The following is a 16,946-nucleotide window of genomic DNA, read 5'->3' as shown; positions in this document are numbered from 1 at the left end:
CAGCAAAGGAATGGCGTCCTTCCGGTTGCCCGAGCAGAATCGGCCGATGGACCCCGTCACCCTGACTACCGACCGTCTCGTCCTGCGCACCGTGGGCCCGCACGACACGGACACCGTGTACGACGCCGTCCAGGACCCCGACATCCAGCGCTGGACCACGATCCCGTCGCCCTATCTGCGCGAGCACGCGGTGAGCTTCACGGACCAGATGGTGCCCGACGGCTGGTCGGACGGCTCCATGTTCACCTTCGGCGTCTTCCTCCCCTCCGGGGAGCTGGTGGGCATGCTCGCCATCACCATGCGCTCCCTGGGCGTCGGCGAGATCGGCTTCTGGACGGCGAAGGAACATCGAGGCAACGGCTACATCACCGAAGCCGCCACCACCGCCGCCCGCTGGGCCTTCACGGATCTGTCCGTCGACCGCGTCGAATGGCGCGCCGAAGTCGGCAACACCGGCTCCCGCGCGGTGGCCGAACGAGCCGGCTTCACGGTGGAGGGCACCCTCCGCTCAGCCATCAACAACAAGGGAGTACGCCGGGACTGCTGGGTGGGTTCCTTGCTCCCCTCGGACTTGGGCATCCCGTCGACGGCCCCGTACCTCCCGGCGCCATCCAGCCCGTCCGGCGTTTGAGGACGAGGCCGTCAAGGCCGACTGCGGGGGTCGGGGACGGCAGCCCCCAGGGACAAAGGCGGGCCTGCCCGAGCGAAACCGAGAGCTTGGGGAGGGTAGGGGCGGAGGGGGTGAAATCCCCCTGAAAGACACCCACGCCGGCCACCCGCAAACCGGACGCTCTCGGGCCCGGCGGCCCCCAAACCCCAGGCCGGCCCCGTTGTCAGTGGCACCGCCTACCGTGTGGGCATGACGAGTCTCCCGCGTCCCACCGCCGAACTCTCCGCCGACGAAGCCCGCCGCATCGCCCTCCGGGCCCAGGGTTTCCTGGGCGCCCCGGACCGCAGGGCCGGCGTCCGCGGAGTCCTGCGGCACCTGGGCGCGGTCCAACTCGACACCATCTCCGTCCTCGCCCGCTCCCACGAACTCATCCCGTACGCCCGCCTGGGCACGGTGGGCCGCACAACGGTCGACACCGCCTACTGGACGCCGGGCTCGGACGGCGCACCGCACGCCTTCGAGTACTGGTCCCACGCAGCCTGCATCCTCCCCGTCGAGGAGTGGCCCCACTTCGCCTTCCGCCGCCGCGCCTACCGAGCCCGCCCGCACTGGAACCACGCCTTGCCCGACGGCACCTACGACCAGGTCATCAAGCAGCTCCGCACCGAAGGCCCTCTCACAGCCACGGAGTTGGGCGGCGCGAAGAAGACCAGCGAGTGGTGGGACTGGTCGGGCACCAAGGTCGCCGTCGAGCGCGCCCTGATGTACGGCGAGGTGGTGTGCGCGGAGCGCCGCGGCTGGAAGCGGGTGTACGACCTCGCCGAGCGCGCCATCCCCGACGCGCTGCTCCACGACGAACTGGACGACACGGAGTGCCTGCGCCGCCTCGTCCGCCTCGCGGGACAGTCCCTCGGCGTCGGCACGCGCGCGGACATCGCCGACTACCACCGCCTCAAGGGCGAGCAGGTCGACGCGGTGATCGCGGACTCGGGACTGGTCCCGGTGACGGTGGAGGGCTGGGGCAAGTCGGCGTGGGCCGACCCGGCGGCACTGGAGACGGCCCCGCGCGGCCGCCACCGTACGACCCTGCTGTCCCCGTTCGACTCACTCATCTGGGAACGGGCCCGCACGGAGCGGATCTTCGGCTTCACCCACCGTCTGGAGGCGTACACACCCAAGCCGAAGCGGATCTACGGCTACTTCGCCATGCCGGTGCTGGCCGGTGGCCACCTCGTCGGCCGCGTGGACCCCGCCCGCGAGGGCCGCACCCTGGTCGCCAAGCAGGTCACCCTGGACGGCGCCAAGGCCGTCCCGGCCGTGGCCCAGGCCCTGGTCGAGGCAGCGAGCTGGGTGGACTGCACGGACGTACGGGTGGAGCGGGTGGACGCGCCGGAGCTGCGCGAGCCGCTCACCAGAGAGCTGTCCCGCGCCCTCGCGTAGCCACAGGCCGGGCCGACCGAGCACCACAGCCGTAGTCGGCCGCCTGACTACCGGATCTCGAGGATCTTCTCCCGCATCGCGTACACCACGGCCTCCATCCTGGAGTGCAGCTGCAGCTTCTCCAGGATGTTGCGCACATGGTTCTTCACCGTGTTCTCGGAGATGAACAACTCCTTGGCGATGTCCCGGTTGTTCATCCCCGTGGCGACGAGCTTGAGGACCTCCAGCTCGCGATCGGTGAGCCGCGGCGCGGGTACCAGCCGGCGCTCGTCCGTCCGCTGGATCATCGACTTGAACTCGGTGAGGAGTTTCGACGCCATCGAGGGACTGATCTGCGACTGCCCGTCGGCCACCGCGCGAATGGCGGTGGCCACCTCGTCCGTGGAGATCTCCTTGAGGAGATAGCCCGTCGCGCCCGCCTTGATCGCGTCGTAGAGGTCGGCCTCCTCGTCACTGATCGTCAGCATGATGATCTTCGCGCTGGGGGCCACCTCCTTGATGGAGGTGCACGCCTCGATGCCGCCCCGCTTCGGCATGCGTACGTCCATCAGCACGATGTCGGGCAGCAGATCGGCGGCCTTGTCGACCGCCTCCGCCCCGTCGCCCGCCTCGCCGACGACCTGGATGTCCTCCTCGGCCGCGAGCACGATCTCCAGACCGCGGCGGAAAAGGGCGTGATCGTCCACCACAAGGACCCTGATGGGCTCCTTGCGTGGAGTGCCCGCGTCCGGGCCCATGCCGACGACGCCGTCGTCGGCATCCTCGTCACGCATCGGTCCGAAGCTGTCCGCCATCGTTCCTCCCCCTGAAGGCCGTGGCCTGTGTTTCTGTGCCATCGCCAACCCAAGGCAACGGCCCACCGGTTGGGGCCGGTGCGGCCATGATTCCATGCCCGGACGACAGTGCGGTGACAGAGCGGGTCGCGAAGTGGTCGCACACCGGTGCCCCTGGGGGCGCACACGCATTCCAGGGGCACCGGTTCAGCTGTCACCGGGGAGGGTCAGCCGCCGAGCGCACCGCCCGGCGCATCCGCTCCGGCCTGGGCGACCATCGGGTCCGTACTGAGGTGGATGACACCGTAGTCGTACGCGTGCCGCCGATAGACGACACTCGGTTCCTTCGTCTCGGAGTCGACGAACAGATAGAAGTCGTGCCCGACCAGCTCCATCTCGTAGAGAGCCTGGTTGAGCGTCATCGGGGCGGCCACGTGGGTCTTCTCGCGGACGACGCAGGGGCCTTCCCCCATGATCTCGAGGGAGCCGATCTTCTTGGTCGGCACACCCTCCGGCTCCTCGTCGTGGACGACGCTGCCGTTGCCGTTCAGCGTCGCGGCACCCGGGACATGGTCGGCGACCTCGGCGGCCGAGATCCTGCCGTTGCCACGGCGGGTATAGCGCTTGTCGTGCTGCTTGCGCAGCCGGGCTTCGAGTTTGTCCGCGGCCAGGTCGAGTGCTGCATACGGGTCGCTTGCTGCTGCCTCCGCCCGGATCACCGGACCGCGGGAGCGGAGCGTGATCTCCACTCGGTCGCTACGGTCTGCCTGTCGGGGGTTGGGCTCCTTGGACACCTCGACGTCGAGGCTGATCACCTTGCCATCGAGCTTCTGGATCTTCTCCAGCTTCAGCTTCTCGGCCACGTGCTTGCGGAACCGCTCGGGCACCTCGGTCTTGCGGCCCTTGACGACGATGTCCACGCAGAACTCCGTTCCCGGATAGCCCCGCTCCACTGGCGGAGCATCTCCCTTTTGCACCAGGCTCCGGTGTGTCCCGGAACCTCGGACTCGGTGACTTTCACCTCCTCCTCCCCCAAGGACAAGATCTACACCCCACCGAGGCGGGTGATTGCGAAAACCCGCAGGACAACATTCGGATTGGCGAGGTACGGCCAGCGCCATTGCCTCACAACCGAACATATCTCGCCCGGACGGATGTCGTCACCCTCTACTGCGGCGTACCTCCATTCAGGTGAATTGACCCTCTCATTACCTGCAACGATGCAAGTTCTCAGTCAGTTCCGGTTTATTTCGAAAGAGTCCGGTGCGGCTGCGACCACGGCCGCACAGATCGTTCCGCCGCCGACGTCGCCAAGTTCACCCGTACCCGCCATTCGCCGCACCACCTCTGTCACATCCGTCCCCTGCGCCCTTGCCCGCGCGGCCCGTACGGCCCGCGCCGCCTCCGTCAACGAGGCGCCCGTCGTCATCAGGTCGTCCACGAGCACGACCCTGCCACCGTCCGCCAGCAACCGGGCACCCACGGCGGCCACTTCCAGGGCGCCCGCAAGATTGTCCAGCCGCTGCCGGGAGTTGAGCCCTGACTGGTCGGCCACGGCACGCCGCTGCACCAGCACGCTCAGCACCCGGGCCGACATCCCCGTACGCCTCAGCTCACCCGCGGCCGCGAGCGCGATCCGCCGCGCCGGATCATGACCCCGCGCCCGCACCGCCCGCCGCGACGACGGCACCGGAACCAGCAGCAAGGGCCCCGGGACGACTCCGGCGGCAGCCTCCGGCCGACCCCGTCCGCTCTGCGCCGACATCGGCTGTCCGTCGCCGAACCCCGGCCGACCACCCTCGCCCCGCGCTTCCCCCTTCCTGGGCCCCAGCCGCCCGTCCGGAGCCATCGGCCGCCCGCCCGGACCAGGACGTCGCAGGTGCCCCAGCCCTGCCCGCACAGCCCCGGCCAGCGCCACGCCGAGCGGCGCCGCGAGCGCCAGCGCGCCCCGCTCCTTGTGGGCGAGGAGCGCCGCACGCACCTCGTCCTCGTAGGGAGCCGCCGCGTGCACCACAGGCAGCCCGACCGGCTCCGGCACCGGTCGCACCCGGCGCGGTACGGCCCCACTCAGGGCGGCACGGCACTCGGGGCAGAGCACCGTGCGAGGCCTCCCGCAGCCTCCGCACTCGGCTGGCAGCACCAGATCCGTGAGGTCCTGCCACCACCCCCGCATGCCCATCACTGTGCCAAGGCACGAGCAGACCGGCCACCCCTGTGGATAACTACCTGTGGATAACTCCTGCAGACGTCGCGCGCGGCCAGGCCCACCCGGAAAGCGAGCGGACTTACTTGGGGAAACAAGCAGACTTGCCCGGGGCAAACGGGCAGGCAGGCTCACCCAGGGCAAGGAGCGGGCTTTCCCGGGACAGATGAACAGGTCCGCCCGGAGAGGACGCGCACGTCCACCCCCGGGAACGGCGCCCGGACCACACCCGGGACAGCCGCACGGACCCACCCAGGGCAGACGCACGAAGGGATCCGGGACAGACGCACGAACGGATCCGGGACGGACGCACGGACCTATCCGGGATAGACCGGCGCGGTCCCGTCCCTGACCACCTTCTGCCACTGCTCCCCGGACGACAGCCGCACGATGCCGTCCTCCTCCGAGTGCGCCACCAGCGGCAACCGCTCGTCCTCGGACGCCGTGATCTCCTTGACGCCCGTCAGCGCGGAGGGCGCGGTGCCCACCGGAGTGGAGCCGTCGACCTGGACGTATCGCATCTGCTGCACGCCGCCCTGCTCGCGCCCGACCACCACGAGCCGGCTGTCCCCGGCCCACGACATGGCCGTGACCTCCTCCAGCTGGGGGGCCACGGAGCGCGGATCCATGATGGAGACGGCAGGCGGCTCACCGGACTTCGTGTCGCGCTCGATGCGCCCGATCTGCAGCGAACTCTTGCCGTCCTTCTCGACGATCAGCGCGATCCGCACACCGTCGGCGGCCACCCGTACGGCCTCGATGCGCCCGTTGAGGTTCGGCGTCTGGACCACCAGCGGATCGCCCGCGCCCTTCTGCAGCAGAAGAAGCCGGGGGTTCTTCGGATCGCGATCGGCCACCCACAGGTCGCCCCGCCCGTCCCAGCTGGGCGTCGTCAGCCGGTCGTCGTCCGCCGACTTGCCCTGGCTGTGCAGCACCGCTTCGCCGAGCGAACCGCCCGACACCAGTGAGCCGACATACAGCGACGTCCCGTCGGTCGACACCCCGGCCGCGCTGCTCTCGTCCCGCGACACCGCGGCCGCCCGCAGCTTCTTGTCGCCCTCACCCAGCGCGCCGGGCACCGGCTCGGGCTTCTTGTCGCTGCCGCTGCTGGGCAGCCGCACGAGCCGCTGCTTGCCGTCGATGAAGTACTGGTAGTCGGCATGACGCTCGGTACCGTTCGAGGCGATGCCCTCGGCCTGGACCTCGGTGAGCACGCACAGCTGCGAACCGTCCGACTTCTGCAACTCCACCTCGTCCACCCCGGTGGGCGTCAGATCCTTGAACGTGAAGAGGAGTTGGGCCGCCATCTTGGAGCACTGCCCCTGTCCGACGTGATCGGCCTTCTCGTTCAGCGGCACAGTGACCCGGTTGCGGTCGTCGGGCGACAGCGACTTGACGCCCGTCTTCAGCTCCGTACCCGAGGGGAAACTCGAACCGACCACCTGGTCCAGCCAACTCGTGGGGCCCTTGAGGAGCGCGCGGACCACCTGCGTCATCGGGTCCACCTGCTTGCGCACATAGACCGGATCGGCGACGGTCTCCAGCTGTCCGCCCGTCTCTTGGGACACGTTCGAAGCGAAGTAGTACTTGTTGACCGACTTGTAGTTGCGCTGGAAGTCGGACCTGCCCATCACGACACCCTGGGGCAGCCCGTCGATGCGCCACTCCTTGGTTTTCTTCAGCTGCGTGAGATGCACCATCCTGCTGTACGGGCCCGAGTCCGGCGCGTACGCGTGCTGCTTGTCCACCGTGGCGACCTTGGTGCCGCCCAGCCGGTACAGGAACTCGTGGGCGCCTTCCCCGTCCCCCGCGCGCACCGACTCGTGGTTCGGACCTTCCGCGAGCACGGTCGTGGTCTGGTTCGGATTCCACGCCTTCCTGGCGCTCGCCGTCAGATATTGGCGCGCCGTCTGGTAGTCGGGATCGTCGCTGGTCAGCGCTTCCAGGAAGCCCTGCACGATCTCCGCGGGGGAAGCGTCCTGACGCGGTGCCTTTGCGAACACCCGGACCTGCGCGTCCTGCCGCGGCGTCGACTCGACCCCGCTCAGCCCTCCGCTGTCGGGCATGGAGGCGCACCCCACCAGCAGTAGCGCACCACAGCCGACGTACACCCCGGCACGCACCGGACGCCCACGGCCGCCGCGCCTGTCGCGGTCAGCGCCCACGAAATGCCTCCCCTTGTCCGAGCTCCTCCGGCTCCCCGCCGTCGGGCCCGCGTTCCTCGACCGTCAGCTCTCCGCCCGCGGCAGGTGTGTCGTCCGGCCGTCGCGCCGCCCCAGTGGGACGCGGCACCACGCGCGCGCCGTTGCCGGGCAGCGCCGTCGGGTCGGCCGTGGGCGACACTCCGGCCAGTCGCGGCACGATGGGCGCGCGCGGCGGCACATGGCCGCCCGCGGGCTGCTGCATCGGCACGGTGGCGAGCTTGCCGCTGCCGCCGAGCGGCAGACCGGCGTCATTGAGTCCACGATTTCGCCGGGAGTCCTTGGGCTCCAGCGGTATCGGCGATCCGCGCAGCGGCTCGTCCGCCGTCCGCGGCAGCGTCAGCCGGAACTGCGAACCGCCGCCCGGCTCACCCCACGCCTGCAGCCAGCCGCCGTGCAGCCGGGCGTCCTCCAGCGCGATGGACAGCCCGAGCCCCGTTCCACCGGTGGTACGCGCGCGTGCCGGATCGGCTCGCCAGAAGCGGCTGAACACCCGGGTCGCCTCGCCGGGCTTGAGCCCGACGCCGTAGTCGCGCACCGCGACCGCGACCGCCCCGCCCGCCGCGGCGAGCTTGACGACCACGTCCTTGCCCTCGCCGTGCTCCACGGCGTTGACGACGAGATTGCGCAGTACCCGCTCCACGCGCCGGGCATCCGCCTCGGCGACCACCGGCTGCTGATCGCCGACGACCCGTATGTGCGTGCCCTTGCGCTCGGCGAGCGGCTCGGCCCCGCCGACGACCCGCCGTACGACCTCGCGGAGGTCTATCGGCTCGGCCTCCAGGGCCGCCGCGCCCGCGTCGAACCGGCTGATCTCCAGCAGGTCCGCGAGCAGCGTCTCGAAACGGTCCAGCTGATCGGCGAGCAGCTCGGCCGACCGAGCGGTCATCGGATCGAAGTCCGCGCGCGCGTCGTGGATGACGTCGGCCGCCATCCGGACGGTCGTGAGCGGTGTACGCAGCTCGTGCGACACGTCGGACACGAACCGTCGCTGCATCCGCGACAGGTCCTCCAGCTGCTGGATCTTCAGCTGCAGATTCTGCGCCATCTTGTTGAAGGCCTCGCCGAGCCGTGCGATGTCGTCCTCGCCGGTGACCTTCATACGTTCCTGGAGGCGCCCGGCGGACAGTCGCTCGGCGATCCCCGCCGCCATCCGCACCGGCGTGACGACTTGGCGCACCACGAGCCAGGCGATGGCCCCGAGCAGCACCACGACGAACAGTCCGGCCGTGGCCAGCGTCCCCTTGACCAGGCTCAGCGACTTCTCCTCCTGCGTCAGCGGGAAGAGGTAGTAGAGCTGATACGGGTCTCCGTTCGGGTCGTTGACCTGCTTGCCGATGATGAGCGCCGGCTGGGTCTCCCGGTTGTCGGTGTAGCTGATGCGTGTGTAGCTCTGGGCCACGCCGGTACCGGCGTCGACGCGCTTGCGCAGGTCGTCCGGCACGCTGAGGGTCGGTTCGACGAATCCTGAGGCGCGCTGTCCGAGCCCTCTGTTCTCGTTGTCCGCGGCGGTGGTGCTGAGGGTCACGACGTCGAAGGCGCCTTGGCCACCGCTGGAGAGCGATTCCACGAGATCGCTCATCCATCCGCTGACGTTCTGCACGGGATTGCCGTCGGAGCCCGAGTTGTCGTCGCCGCCGCTCGCGCTCGCCGCGCTGTCGGCCTTCTGGCCGGCGACCGCGAACCCACCCACGGCCTGGCTCTGCGACGCCTTCACCTTGGCGTCCAGCAGCCCGTTGCGCACCTGCCCGATCACCACGAAGCCGAGCAGCAGCACGACTCCGAGCGACATCAGCAGCGTCGTGACGACGATCTTGAGCTGGATGTTGCGCCGCCACAGCCGCATCACGGGCAGCAGCGGCCTACGCACCCAGCGCATGAACAGCCGAAGGACCGGGCTGCCCTGGACTCCGCCCTGCAGCAGCCCGCCCCCCATGAATCGTCCCCAGCGGGAGCCCGTCACCTTCCGGCCGACAGGCCGCCCCGAACGGACCCCCGGCTCGCCGGGCGCCGAAGCGGCACTGTCCCGGGACATGTCAGCTCGGTCCGGCCTTGTAACCGACACCACGAACGGTCACCACGATCTCCGGCCGCTCAGGGTCCTTCTCGACCTTGGAGCGCAGCCGCTGGACATGGACGTTGACCAGGCGGGTGTCCGCCGCGTGGCGGTAGCCCCACACCTGCTCCAGCAGGACCTCACGCGTGAAGACCTGCCACGGCTTGCGGGCCAGCGCCACCAGCAGGTCGAACTCCAGCGGCGTCAGCGCGATCGACTGCCCGTCCCGCTTCACAGAGTGACCGGCCACGTCGATGACGAGATCGCCGATGGCCAGCTGCTCGGGCGCCGGCTCCTCCGAACGGCGCAGCCGCGCCCTGATCCGCGCCACCAGCTCCTTTGGCTTGAATGGCTTCACGATGTAGTCGTCGGCGCCCGATTCGAGGCCCACCACGACATCGACGGTGTCGCTCTTCGCCGTGAGCATCACGATCGGCACCCCGGACTCCGCCCTGATCAGGCGGCACACCTCGATGCCGTCCCGGCCGGGAAGCATCAGGTCCAGAAGCACCAGATCGGGCTTGGTCTCACGGAAAGCGGCCAGCGCCTTGTCGCCGTCGGCTACGAAAGACGGCTCAAAACCTTCACCACGCAACACAATGCCGAGCATCTCGGCCAGTGCGGTGTCGTCATCGACGACAAGGACTCGTCCCTTCATAAACGACATCATCCCATTAACTAAATCGTTACCTGGCGTGACCTGTCACACAGCTCGGCGAGCGCCTCAGCCGTCACGGGCGACACGGCGCCCACTTCGGTGACGATCGCCGTCACCAACTCGGGCGGCGTCACGTCGAACGCCGGGTTGTACGCCTGGGTCCCCAGAGGTGCCACCGGTATCCCGCCTCCCGCTTCCGCTCCCGCCACCGGCACCTGGGGTGCTGTGACCTCGGTCACTTCATGACTCGCGCGCTGCTCGACCTCGATGGACGCCCCGTCCGGGGTGTCCGGATCCACCGTCGTCACCGGTGCCACCACGATGAACGGCACGTGGTGATACCGGGCCAGCACCGCGAGCGGATAGCTCCCCACCTTGTTCGCCACCGAACCGTCGGCCGCGATCCGATCGGCCCCGATCAGCACCGCGTCCACCTCCCCCGCCGCGAACAGCGAGCCCGCCGCGTTGTCGGTGAGCAAGGTGTACGCCATTCCGTGGCGCGCCGCTTCGTACGCCGTCAGGCGAGCACCTTGCAGCAACGGCCGCGTTTCGTCCACCCACAGCCTTCGCAGCTGCCCCGCTCGGTGCGCCGCGAGGGCCACAGCGAACGCCGTGCCCTCCCCACCGGACACCAGCGACCCCGTGTTGCAGTGGGTCAGAATCCGGTGCCCGCCGCCCGGCAACAGCTCGTCGAGCAGCGCCAGGCCGTGCTCGGCCATCCGGGCGCTGGCCTCGGCGTCCTCCCGATGCAACGCCCGAGCCGCGGCGAGCGCCGCCCCGGCAGCCTGCTTCTGATCACCGCCGCCGGAGAGCACGGCTCGGTACGCCGCCTGCGCCCTGCGCACGCCGACAGCAAGGTTCACGGCGGTGGGCCGGGCGCCGGCCAGCGCCCGGGCGGCGTCGTCGACGTCGAAGCCACGCACGGCGGCGAGCGCGACGCCGTACGCCCCCGCGATGCCGAGCAACGGCGCCCCGCGCACGGCGAGCGCGCGGATCGCCTCCACCAGCGCGGGAGCGTCGGTGCACACCAACTCGACTTCCTCGGCCGGCAGTCTCGTCTGGTCGAGAAGGACCAGTACGGGGCCTTCGGGTGGCTCGTCCCAGCGGAGCACCGGTATCTCCGTCGACCCGCTGTCCTCGCGGGATTGCGCGTACTGATCAGCCATCCGCCCAGTCTGCCCCGTACCGGGCGGACAATTGAAGGTGCGCAGCCCATACGGCGCCCGGTCACTTGCCGGGCACACCGTGGCACGATGGCTGCCAACCTGCCGCCGCGACCGCGGACGGGCACCGTGAAGGAGCGACGATGAAAGACACTCCGGGCTGGGCCTCGCCCGGATCTGCCCCCTCCGACGGACAGGAGCCGGGCTCCTCCGGCCCCGCGCAGCCCACGGAGCAGCCCTCGGGCCAGGGCGGCACGGACCAGCCGGAACCGCCCTCGAAGTGGTCCAAGGAGCAGCCCCCGCCCGGCCAGTGGTCCGCTCCCAGCCCGCAGGGCCCCGGCCAGACGCCGCCACCACCTCCGCCCGGCCCGGGCTGGGGCGGCGGGCATCCCGGCGGCCCGGGAGGCCCCGCCGGCGGCGGAGGCCAGGGAGGCGGCTACGGCGGCTGGGGAGGCCCCGGTCGCGGAGGTCCCGCCGGCTGGGGAGGCAACTGGGGCGGGCCGCCGCCCGCCGCCAAGCCCGGCGTGATCCCGCTCCGGCCCCTCGGCGTCGGCGAGATCCTCGACGGCGCCGTCTCCACGATGCGCACCTACTGGCGCACCGTCCTCGGTATCTCGCTGGCCGTCGCCGTCGTCACGGAGATCGCGGTCATCCTGCTCCAGGGCTTCGTCCTGAACGACACCGCCAACACGGACGCCCTCAACGACCCGAGCGCCACCGTCAGCGAGCTGAGCCGCGCCCTGGGCGACACGCTGCTGAACTCCGGCGTCATCCTGCTCATCACCCTGCTCGGCACCATCGTCGCGACGGCCCTGCTCACGAGCGTGACCAGCCGCGCGGTGCTCGGTAGGTCGGTCACCACGGCCGAGGCCTGGCAGGACGCGCGTCCTCAGCTTCCGAAGCTGTTCGGCCTGACCTTCCTGCTGCCGCTCATCGCCGTCGCGGTCGTCGCCGTCGGAGCTCTGCCGGGCGTACTCGCAGCGGCGGCCGGCGCCGGTGACGCGGGTGCCGCACTCGCCATTCTCGGCGGACTCGGCACCGGCATCGTCGCCCTCTGGCTGATGATCCGCTTCTCGCTCGCCTCGCCGGCGCTGATGCTGGAGAAGCAGAGCATCTGGAAGTCGATGAGCCGCTCCGCGAAGCTCGTGCGCGGCTCGTGGTGGCGGGTCTTCGGCATCCAGTTGCTCGCCACGATCATCGCCAACATCGTGGCGTCGATCGTCGTGATCCCGTTCGCCTTCCTGGCCGCGGCCCTCAGCGGCGACGGCGTCACCGGCTTCCTCCAAAGCGGCAGCGGCGACCTCGGCTGGACATTCCTGATCGTCAGCGGCATCGGCTCGGTCATCGGATCCATGCTCACCTTCCCGATCACCGCGGGCGTCACCGTGCTCCTCTACATCGACCAGCGCATCCGCCGCGAGGCGCTCGACCTCGACCTGGCCCGCGCCGCCGGCGAGGACTACGGCTCCGACGCCCCTGGCACCACTCCGGGGAGCTGATGCGGTGAACCCGGCGGGGGGAGTACTCACGGCGGTACTGGCACTGCCGCACACCGGCGCCACAGCGGTCCTCGCGCTGCCGCGCGGCGACGAACCACCGGTGACGATCCCGCGCGACCCCGCGCGGGAGGCGGCCAAGCGCGAGCTGTCCAAGCGGATGTACCACGAGAACGACCCCGGCCTGGTCCAACGTGCGCTGAACGCCTTCTGGGACTGGGTCGACAAGCTGTTCAGCGCCGCCTCCGCCGCAACGCCCGGCGGAGCGCTGGGACTTGTCGTCATCGTGCTGGCCGTCGTGGCGGTCGTCGCCGCCCTCTGGTGGCGTCTGGGCACCCCCCACCGGACTCCCACGTCGTCCGCCGCGCTCTTCGACGACCGCCCCAAGAGCGCCGCCGAACACCGCGCGGCCGCGGAGGCACACGCCGCCCAGGCCCATTGGAACCAGGCCGTCCAGGAACGCATGCGCGCCGTCGTCCGCTCGTTGGAGGAGCGCGCCCTGCTCGATCCGCGCCCCGGCCGCACGGCGGACGAGGCAGCCGCCGAAGCGAGCCGCACCCTGCCCTCCCACACGGACCGACTGCGCGCAGCGTCCCGGGACTTCGACGACGTCACATACGGCGGACGGTCCGCCGACTCGCGTACATACCAACGCCTCACCGAACTCGATCGCGACCTGGAACGCACCAGACCCGTACTCGCCAACAGCACCCAGAGCACGGCCCACAACGCCCGCCAGGAGGGCGCCTCATGACCGGGGCCACCCTCACGTCCACCTCGGTCTCGCCCACCGCCCGCCAGGTATGGACCCGCGCCCGTGGGATCGTCATCGCGCTCGTGATCCTGCTGGCGGCCGCCGTCGCGATCGCCGCAGTCCGCTCGGACGCCCAGCACGGCCGCCTCGACCCGCGCTCCGCCGACCCCTACGGCAGCCGCGCCGTCGCCGAGCTCCTCGCCGAACGGGGGGTGTCCACGCGCATGGTCACCACACTGGACGAAGCCCGCGCCGCGGCCGACTCCGACACCACTCTCCTGATCGCCGTCCCCGACCTGCTGACCAAACGTCAGCAGACACTCCTCCACACGGCGACCGAGAACTCCGCCGGCCGCACGATCCTGATCTCCCCCGGGCCGCCCTCCCTCGGCACCCTCGCCCCAAGGGTCACCGCCGACCCTGCGGTCAGCTTCGACTCGACGCTCTCCCCCGACTGCACGCTGCCCGCCGCCCGGCGAGCGGGCAGCGCCGACACGGGCGGCGTCCGCTACACCACCACCGATCCAGGCGCCGACGCGTGCTACCCCAGCGACGGCCTGCCCACGCTCCTGCGCCTCCCGGCAGCTTCCGGGAGCGGCGACACCGTCGTACTCGGCGCCCCCGACATCCTCTACAACGACCGCCTCGACGAGCAGGGCAACGCCTCGCTCGCCCTTCAACTGCTCGGTTCCCGGTCCCACTTGGTCTGGTACCTCCCCTCGCTCTCCGACACCTCGGCCACCGACGCGGGCGACCAGAGCTTCTTCGACCTGCTCCCCTCGGGCTGGCTCTGGGGCACGCTGCAGCTCTTCATCGCGGCAGCCCTGGCCGCCCTCTGGCGGGCACGCCGACTCGGCCCCCTGGTACCCGAACGTCTCCCCGTCGCGATCCGCGCCTCCGAGACCGTCGAAGGCCGCGCCCGCCTCTACCGCAAAGCCAACGCCCGCGACCGCGCCGCGAGCGCTCTGCGCTCCACCACCCGCACCCGCCTCGCCCCCCTCATCGGCGTACCCCCCGCCCAGGCGCACGCGCCCGAGGCCCTGCTCCCCGCCCTGTCCGCCCATCTCCAAGGCGACGGCCAGGCCCTGCACTCCCTCCTCTTCGGACCGCCGCCCCGCGACGACGCGGCCCTCATCGCACTCGCCGACCAACTCGACGCCCTCGAAAGAGAGGTACGCCGTTCATGATGGACCCGACCACTGACAACGCCGGGTACGCCGGGGATCCGGGCACCGCCCGCTCCTCCCTGGAAGCCCTGCGGGCCGAGATCGCCAAAGCCGTGGTCGGCCAGGACCCCGCCGTGACCGGTCTTGTCGTCGCCCTCCTCTGCCGCGGACACGTTCTCCTTGAAGGAGTCCCCGGAGTCGCCAAAACGTTGCTCGTCCGCGCCCTCGCATCCGCACTCGAACTCGACACCAAGCGCGTCCAGTTCACGCCCGACCTGATGCCGAGCGACGTCACGGGCTCCCTCGTCTACGACGCCCGCACCGCAGAGTTCTCCTTCCAGCCGGGCCCGGTCTTCACCAATCTCCTCCTCGCCGACGAGATCAACCGCACCCCGCCCAAGACCCAGGCGTCCCTCCTCGAAGCGATGGAGGAACGCCAGGTCACGGTCGACGGCACCCCTCGACTGCTCCCCGAGCCGTTCCTGGTCGCCGCGACCCAGAACCCGGTCGAGTACGAGGGCACATACCCCCTCCCCGAAGCCCAACTGGACCGGTTCCTCCTCAAACTGACGATCCCTCTGCCGTCCCGCCAGGACGAGATCAGCGTCCTCACCCGCCACGCCGAGGGCTTCAACCCGCGCGACCTGCGCGCCGCCGGCGTACGCCCCGTGGCCGGCCCCGGCGACCTCGAAGCCGCACGCGCCGCCGTCGCCGAGACAGCCGTCTCCCCCGAAATCACCGGCTACGTAGTCGACATCTGCCGCGCCACCCGCGAATCGCCGTCCCTCACCCTCGGCGTGTCCCCCCGTGGTGCGACAGCGCTCCTCGCCACGGCCCGCGCCTGGGCCTGGCTGACCGGCCGCGACTACGTCATCCCCGACGACGTAAAGGCCCTGGCCCTGCCCACCCTCCGCCATCGCATCCAACTCCGCCCCGAGGCAGAGATGGAGGGCGTGACAGCCGACTCCGTCATCAACGCGATCCTCGCCCACGTCCCCGTCCCCCGCTGATGGCACTCACCGGACGCGCCGCCCTCCTGGCAGCCCTCGGCACACTCCCCGTAGGCATCTGGGAGCCGAGCTGGACAGGCATCCTCGCCGTGAACGTGCCCCTGGCCCTGGCCTGCGCCTGCGACGCCGCCCTCGCGGCGCCTGTACGACGCCTCGGCCTGACCCGCTCCGGCGACACCTCGGTACGCCTCGGCGAAACCGCCGACGTCGCCCTGACCGTCACCAACGCCTCCGGCCGCCCCCTGCGCGCCCACCTCCGCGACGCGTGGCCACCGAGCAGCTGGGAACCTGGCACCGAGGTAGCCGCCTCACGCCACCGCCTGACGGTCCCCGCCGGCGAACGCCGACGCCTCACGACCCGCCTGCGCCCCACCCGCCGCGGCGACCGCAAGGCGGACCGCGTGACCATCCGCTCGTACGGCCCACTCGGCCTCTTCGCCCGGCAGGGCAGCCACAAAGTCCCGTGGACGGTACGAGTCCTGCCGCCCTTCACCAGCCGCAAGCACCTCCCTTCCAAACTGGCCCGGCTCCGCGAACTCGACGGCCGCACCAGCGTGCTCACGCGGGGCGAGGGCACGGAGTTCGACAGCCTTCGCGAATACGTCCCCGGCGACGACACCCGCTCCATCGACTGGCGCGCCACCGCCCGCCAGACCACGGTCGCCGTACGAACCTGGCGCCCCGAACGCGACCGCCACATCCTTCTGGTCCTCGACACGGGCCGCACCTCCGCAGGCCGTGTGGGTGACGCCCCGCGCCTCGACGCCTCCATGGACGCGGCTCTACTCCTCGGGGCGCTGGCCTCCCGGGCCGGCGACCGCGTGCACCTTCTCGCATACGACCGCCGAGTGCGCGCCCTCGTCCAGGGCCGAGCGGCGGGCGACGTCCTCCCGTCCCTGGTCAACGCGATGGCGACCCTCGAACCTGAACTCGTCGAGACGGACGCCCGCGGCCTCACCGCCACGGCACTCCGTACGGCCCCACGCCGCTCCCTGATCGTCCTTCTGACCAGCCTCGACGCGGCCCCCATCGAGGAGGGCCTGCTTCCCGTGCTCCCGCTCCTCACTCAGCGCCATACGGTCCTGGTGGCATCGGTCGCCGATCCGCACATCGCCCGTATGGCGAAGGCGCGGGGAAACGCCGAAGGGCTGTACGAAGCGGCCGCCGCGGCCCAGGCCCAGACAGAACGTCATCGCACCGCCGAACAACTTCAGCGCCACGGTGTCACGGTCGTCGATGCGACTCCGGACGACCTGGCGCCTGCTCTCGCGGACGCGTATCTGGCACTGAAGGCCGCGGGGCGGCTGTAGCGGACGCAAAAAAGGGGCCTCTTGTTACAAGGAGGCCCCTGGAATCGATCCGGAAATTGATCCGGAACGCAGAAAACCCCCGTACCGTTTCCCGGTACGGGGGTTT

The 16,946-nt window shown here is 70.7% G+C and carries 14 protein-coding genes; 7 read left to right on the top strand and 7 right to left on the bottom strand.

The window, feature by feature from the left end:
- Positions 1-46 precede the first annotated feature (46 nt).
- Both IEY95_RS05080 and IEY95_RS05075 read left to right on the top strand, forming a co-directional pair.
- Positions 47-631 carry a GNAT family N-acetyltransferase gene (locus tag IEY95_RS05080; RefSeq protein WP_189184666.1) on the top strand — a complete coding sequence of 195 codons (585 nt, stop codon included), beginning with the start codon at positions 47-49 and terminating at the stop codon, positions 629-631.
- Between the two features lie 228 nt (positions 632-859).
- The gene (locus IEY95_RS05075) at positions 860-2,050 is read left to right on the top strand and encodes a winged helix-turn-helix domain-containing protein (protein WP_189184665.1); all 1,191 of its coding nucleotides are present in this window, start codon (positions 860-862) and stop codon (positions 2,048-2,050) included.
- 47 nt (positions 2,051-2,097) lie between these two features.
- On the opposite strand, the gene IEY95_RS05070 is transcribed toward IEY95_RS05075, so the two are convergent.
- From IEY95_RS05070 to mtnA, 7 genes are all read right to left on the bottom strand, one after another.
- A complete protein-coding gene (locus tag IEY95_RS05070) occupies positions 2,098-2,844 on the bottom strand; it encodes a response regulator (RefSeq protein WP_189184664.1) in 747 nt (248 codons plus the stop codon).
- A gap of 206 nt (positions 2,845-3,050) precedes the next feature.
- Positions 3,051-3,743, bottom strand: a complete 693-nt coding sequence (gene hpf, locus IEY95_RS05065; protein ID WP_373294433.1) for a ribosome hibernation-promoting factor, HPF/YfiA family — start codon at positions 3,741-3,743, stop codon at positions 3,051-3,053.
- 314 nt (positions 3,744-4,057) lie between these two features.
- The gene (locus IEY95_RS05060) at positions 4,058-4,996 is read right to left on the bottom strand and encodes a ComF family protein (RefSeq protein ID WP_189184662.1); all 939 of its coding nucleotides are present in this window, start codon (positions 4,994-4,996) and stop codon (positions 4,058-4,060) included.
- Positions 4,997-5,343: 347 nt separating this feature from the next.
- Entirely contained in the window at positions 5,344-7,191 is a 1,848-nt protein-coding gene (locus IEY95_RS05055; RefSeq protein ID WP_189184661.1) for an LpqB family beta-propeller domain-containing protein, read from the bottom strand.
- Positions 7,181-9,262, bottom strand: coding sequence for an MtrAB system histidine kinase MtrB (gene mtrB, locus IEY95_RS05050; protein ID WP_189184660.1), 2,082 nt, complete (start codon positions 9,260-9,262; stop codon positions 7,181-7,183). Before mtrB ends, IEY95_RS05055 begins: the two co-directional genes overlap by 11 nt.
- 1 nt (position 9,263) lies before the next feature.
- Entirely contained in the window at positions 9,264-9,953 is a 690-nt protein-coding gene (gene mtrA, locus IEY95_RS05045) for a two-component system response regulator MtrA (RefSeq protein ID WP_015659998.1), read from the bottom strand.
- A gap of 8 nt (positions 9,954-9,961) precedes the next feature.
- Positions 9,962-11,107 (bottom strand): S-methyl-5-thioribose-1-phosphate isomerase, encoded by a 1,146-nt coding sequence (gene mtnA / locus IEY95_RS05040; RefSeq protein WP_189184659.1) that lies wholly within the window; start codon positions 11,105-11,107, stop codon positions 9,962-9,964.
- A 140-nt stretch (positions 11,108-11,247) separates the two neighbouring features.
- Here mtnA and IEY95_RS05035 point away from each other — a divergent pair, with 140 nt between their 5' ends.
- From IEY95_RS05035 to IEY95_RS05015, 5 genes are read left to right on the top strand one after another with little or no spacing between them, the layout of a single operon-like run.
- Positions 11,248-12,603: a DUF7847 domain-containing protein gene (locus IEY95_RS05035; RefSeq protein ID WP_189184658.1), complete on the top strand. Its 1,356-nt coding sequence runs from the start codon at positions 11,248-11,250 to the stop codon at positions 12,601-12,603.
- Positions 12,604-12,607: 4 nt separating this feature from the next.
- On the top strand, positions 12,608-13,354 hold the full coding sequence (locus tag IEY95_RS05030) for a DUF4129 domain-containing protein (protein WP_189184657.1): 747 nt from the start codon (positions 12,608-12,610) through the stop codon (positions 13,352-13,354).
- The gene (locus IEY95_RS05025) at positions 13,351-14,541 is read left to right on the top strand and encodes a DUF4350 domain-containing protein (RefSeq protein ID WP_189184656.1); all 1,191 of its coding nucleotides are present in this window, start codon (positions 13,351-13,353) and stop codon (positions 14,539-14,541) included. Before IEY95_RS05030 ends, IEY95_RS05025 begins: the two co-directional genes overlap by 4 nt.
- Entirely contained in the window at positions 14,541-15,530 is a 990-nt protein-coding gene (locus tag IEY95_RS05020) for an AAA family ATPase (protein ID WP_189185385.1), read from the top strand. The genes IEY95_RS05025 and IEY95_RS05020 overlap by 1 nt, the downstream gene beginning before the upstream one ends.
- Positions 15,530-16,840 carry a DUF58 domain-containing protein gene (locus tag IEY95_RS05015; protein ID WP_189184655.1) on the top strand — a complete coding sequence of 437 codons (1,311 nt, stop codon included), beginning with the start codon at positions 15,530-15,532 and terminating at the stop codon, positions 16,838-16,840. The genes IEY95_RS05020 and IEY95_RS05015 overlap by 1 nt, the downstream gene beginning before the upstream one ends.
- Positions 16,841-16,946 lie beyond the last annotated feature (106 nt).

It is taken from the genome of Streptomyces albiflavescens, assembly GCF_014645835.1.
In the GTDB taxonomy this organism is placed as follows: domain Bacteria; phylum Actinomycetota; class Actinomycetes; order Streptomycetales; family Streptomycetaceae; genus Streptomyces; species Streptomyces albiflavescens.
The sequence above is the reverse complement of the archived record's forward strand: the minus strand, read 5'-3'. Positions and strand labels throughout refer to the sequence as shown.

Coding starts and splice junctions, on each gene's coding strand:
- IEY95_RS05035 (WP_189184658.1), top strand. CDS start 11,248: ATGAAAGACACTCCGGGCTGGGCCTCGCCCGGATCTGCCCCCTCCGAC.
- IEY95_RS05025 (WP_189184656.1), top strand. CDS start 13,351: ATGACCGGGGCCACCCTCACGTCCACCTCGGTCTCGCCCACCGCCCGC.
- IEY95_RS05075 (WP_189184665.1), top strand. CDS start 860: ATGACGAGTCTCCCGCGTCCCACCGCCGAACTCTCCGCCGACGAAGCC.
- IEY95_RS05015 (WP_189184655.1), top strand. CDS start 15,530: ATGGCACTCACCGGACGCGCCGCCCTCCTGGCAGCCCTCGGCACACTC.
- mtrB (WP_189184660.1), bottom strand. CDS start 9,262: ATGTCCCGGGACAGTGCCGCTTCGGCGCCCGGCGAGCCGGGGGTCCGT.
- mtnA (WP_189184659.1), bottom strand. CDS start 11,107: ATGGCTGATCAGTACGCGCAATCCCGCGAGGACAGCGGGTCGACGGAG.
- IEY95_RS05020 (WP_189185385.1), top strand. CDS start 14,541: ATGGACCCGACCACTGACAACGCCGGGTACGCCGGGGATCCGGGCACC.
- IEY95_RS05070 (WP_189184664.1), bottom strand. CDS start 2,844: ATGGCGGACAGCTTCGGACCGATGCGTGACGAGGATGCCGACGACGGC.
- IEY95_RS05080 (WP_189184666.1), top strand. CDS start 47: ATGGACCCCGTCACCCTGACTACCGACCGTCTCGTCCTGCGCACCGTG.
- mtrA (WP_015659998.1), bottom strand. CDS start 9,953: ATGATGTCGTTTATGAAGGGACGAGTCCTTGTCGTCGATGACGACACC.
- IEY95_RS05060 (WP_189184662.1), bottom strand. CDS start 4,996: ATGCGGGGGTGGTGGCAGGACCTCACGGATCTGGTGCTGCCAGCCGAG.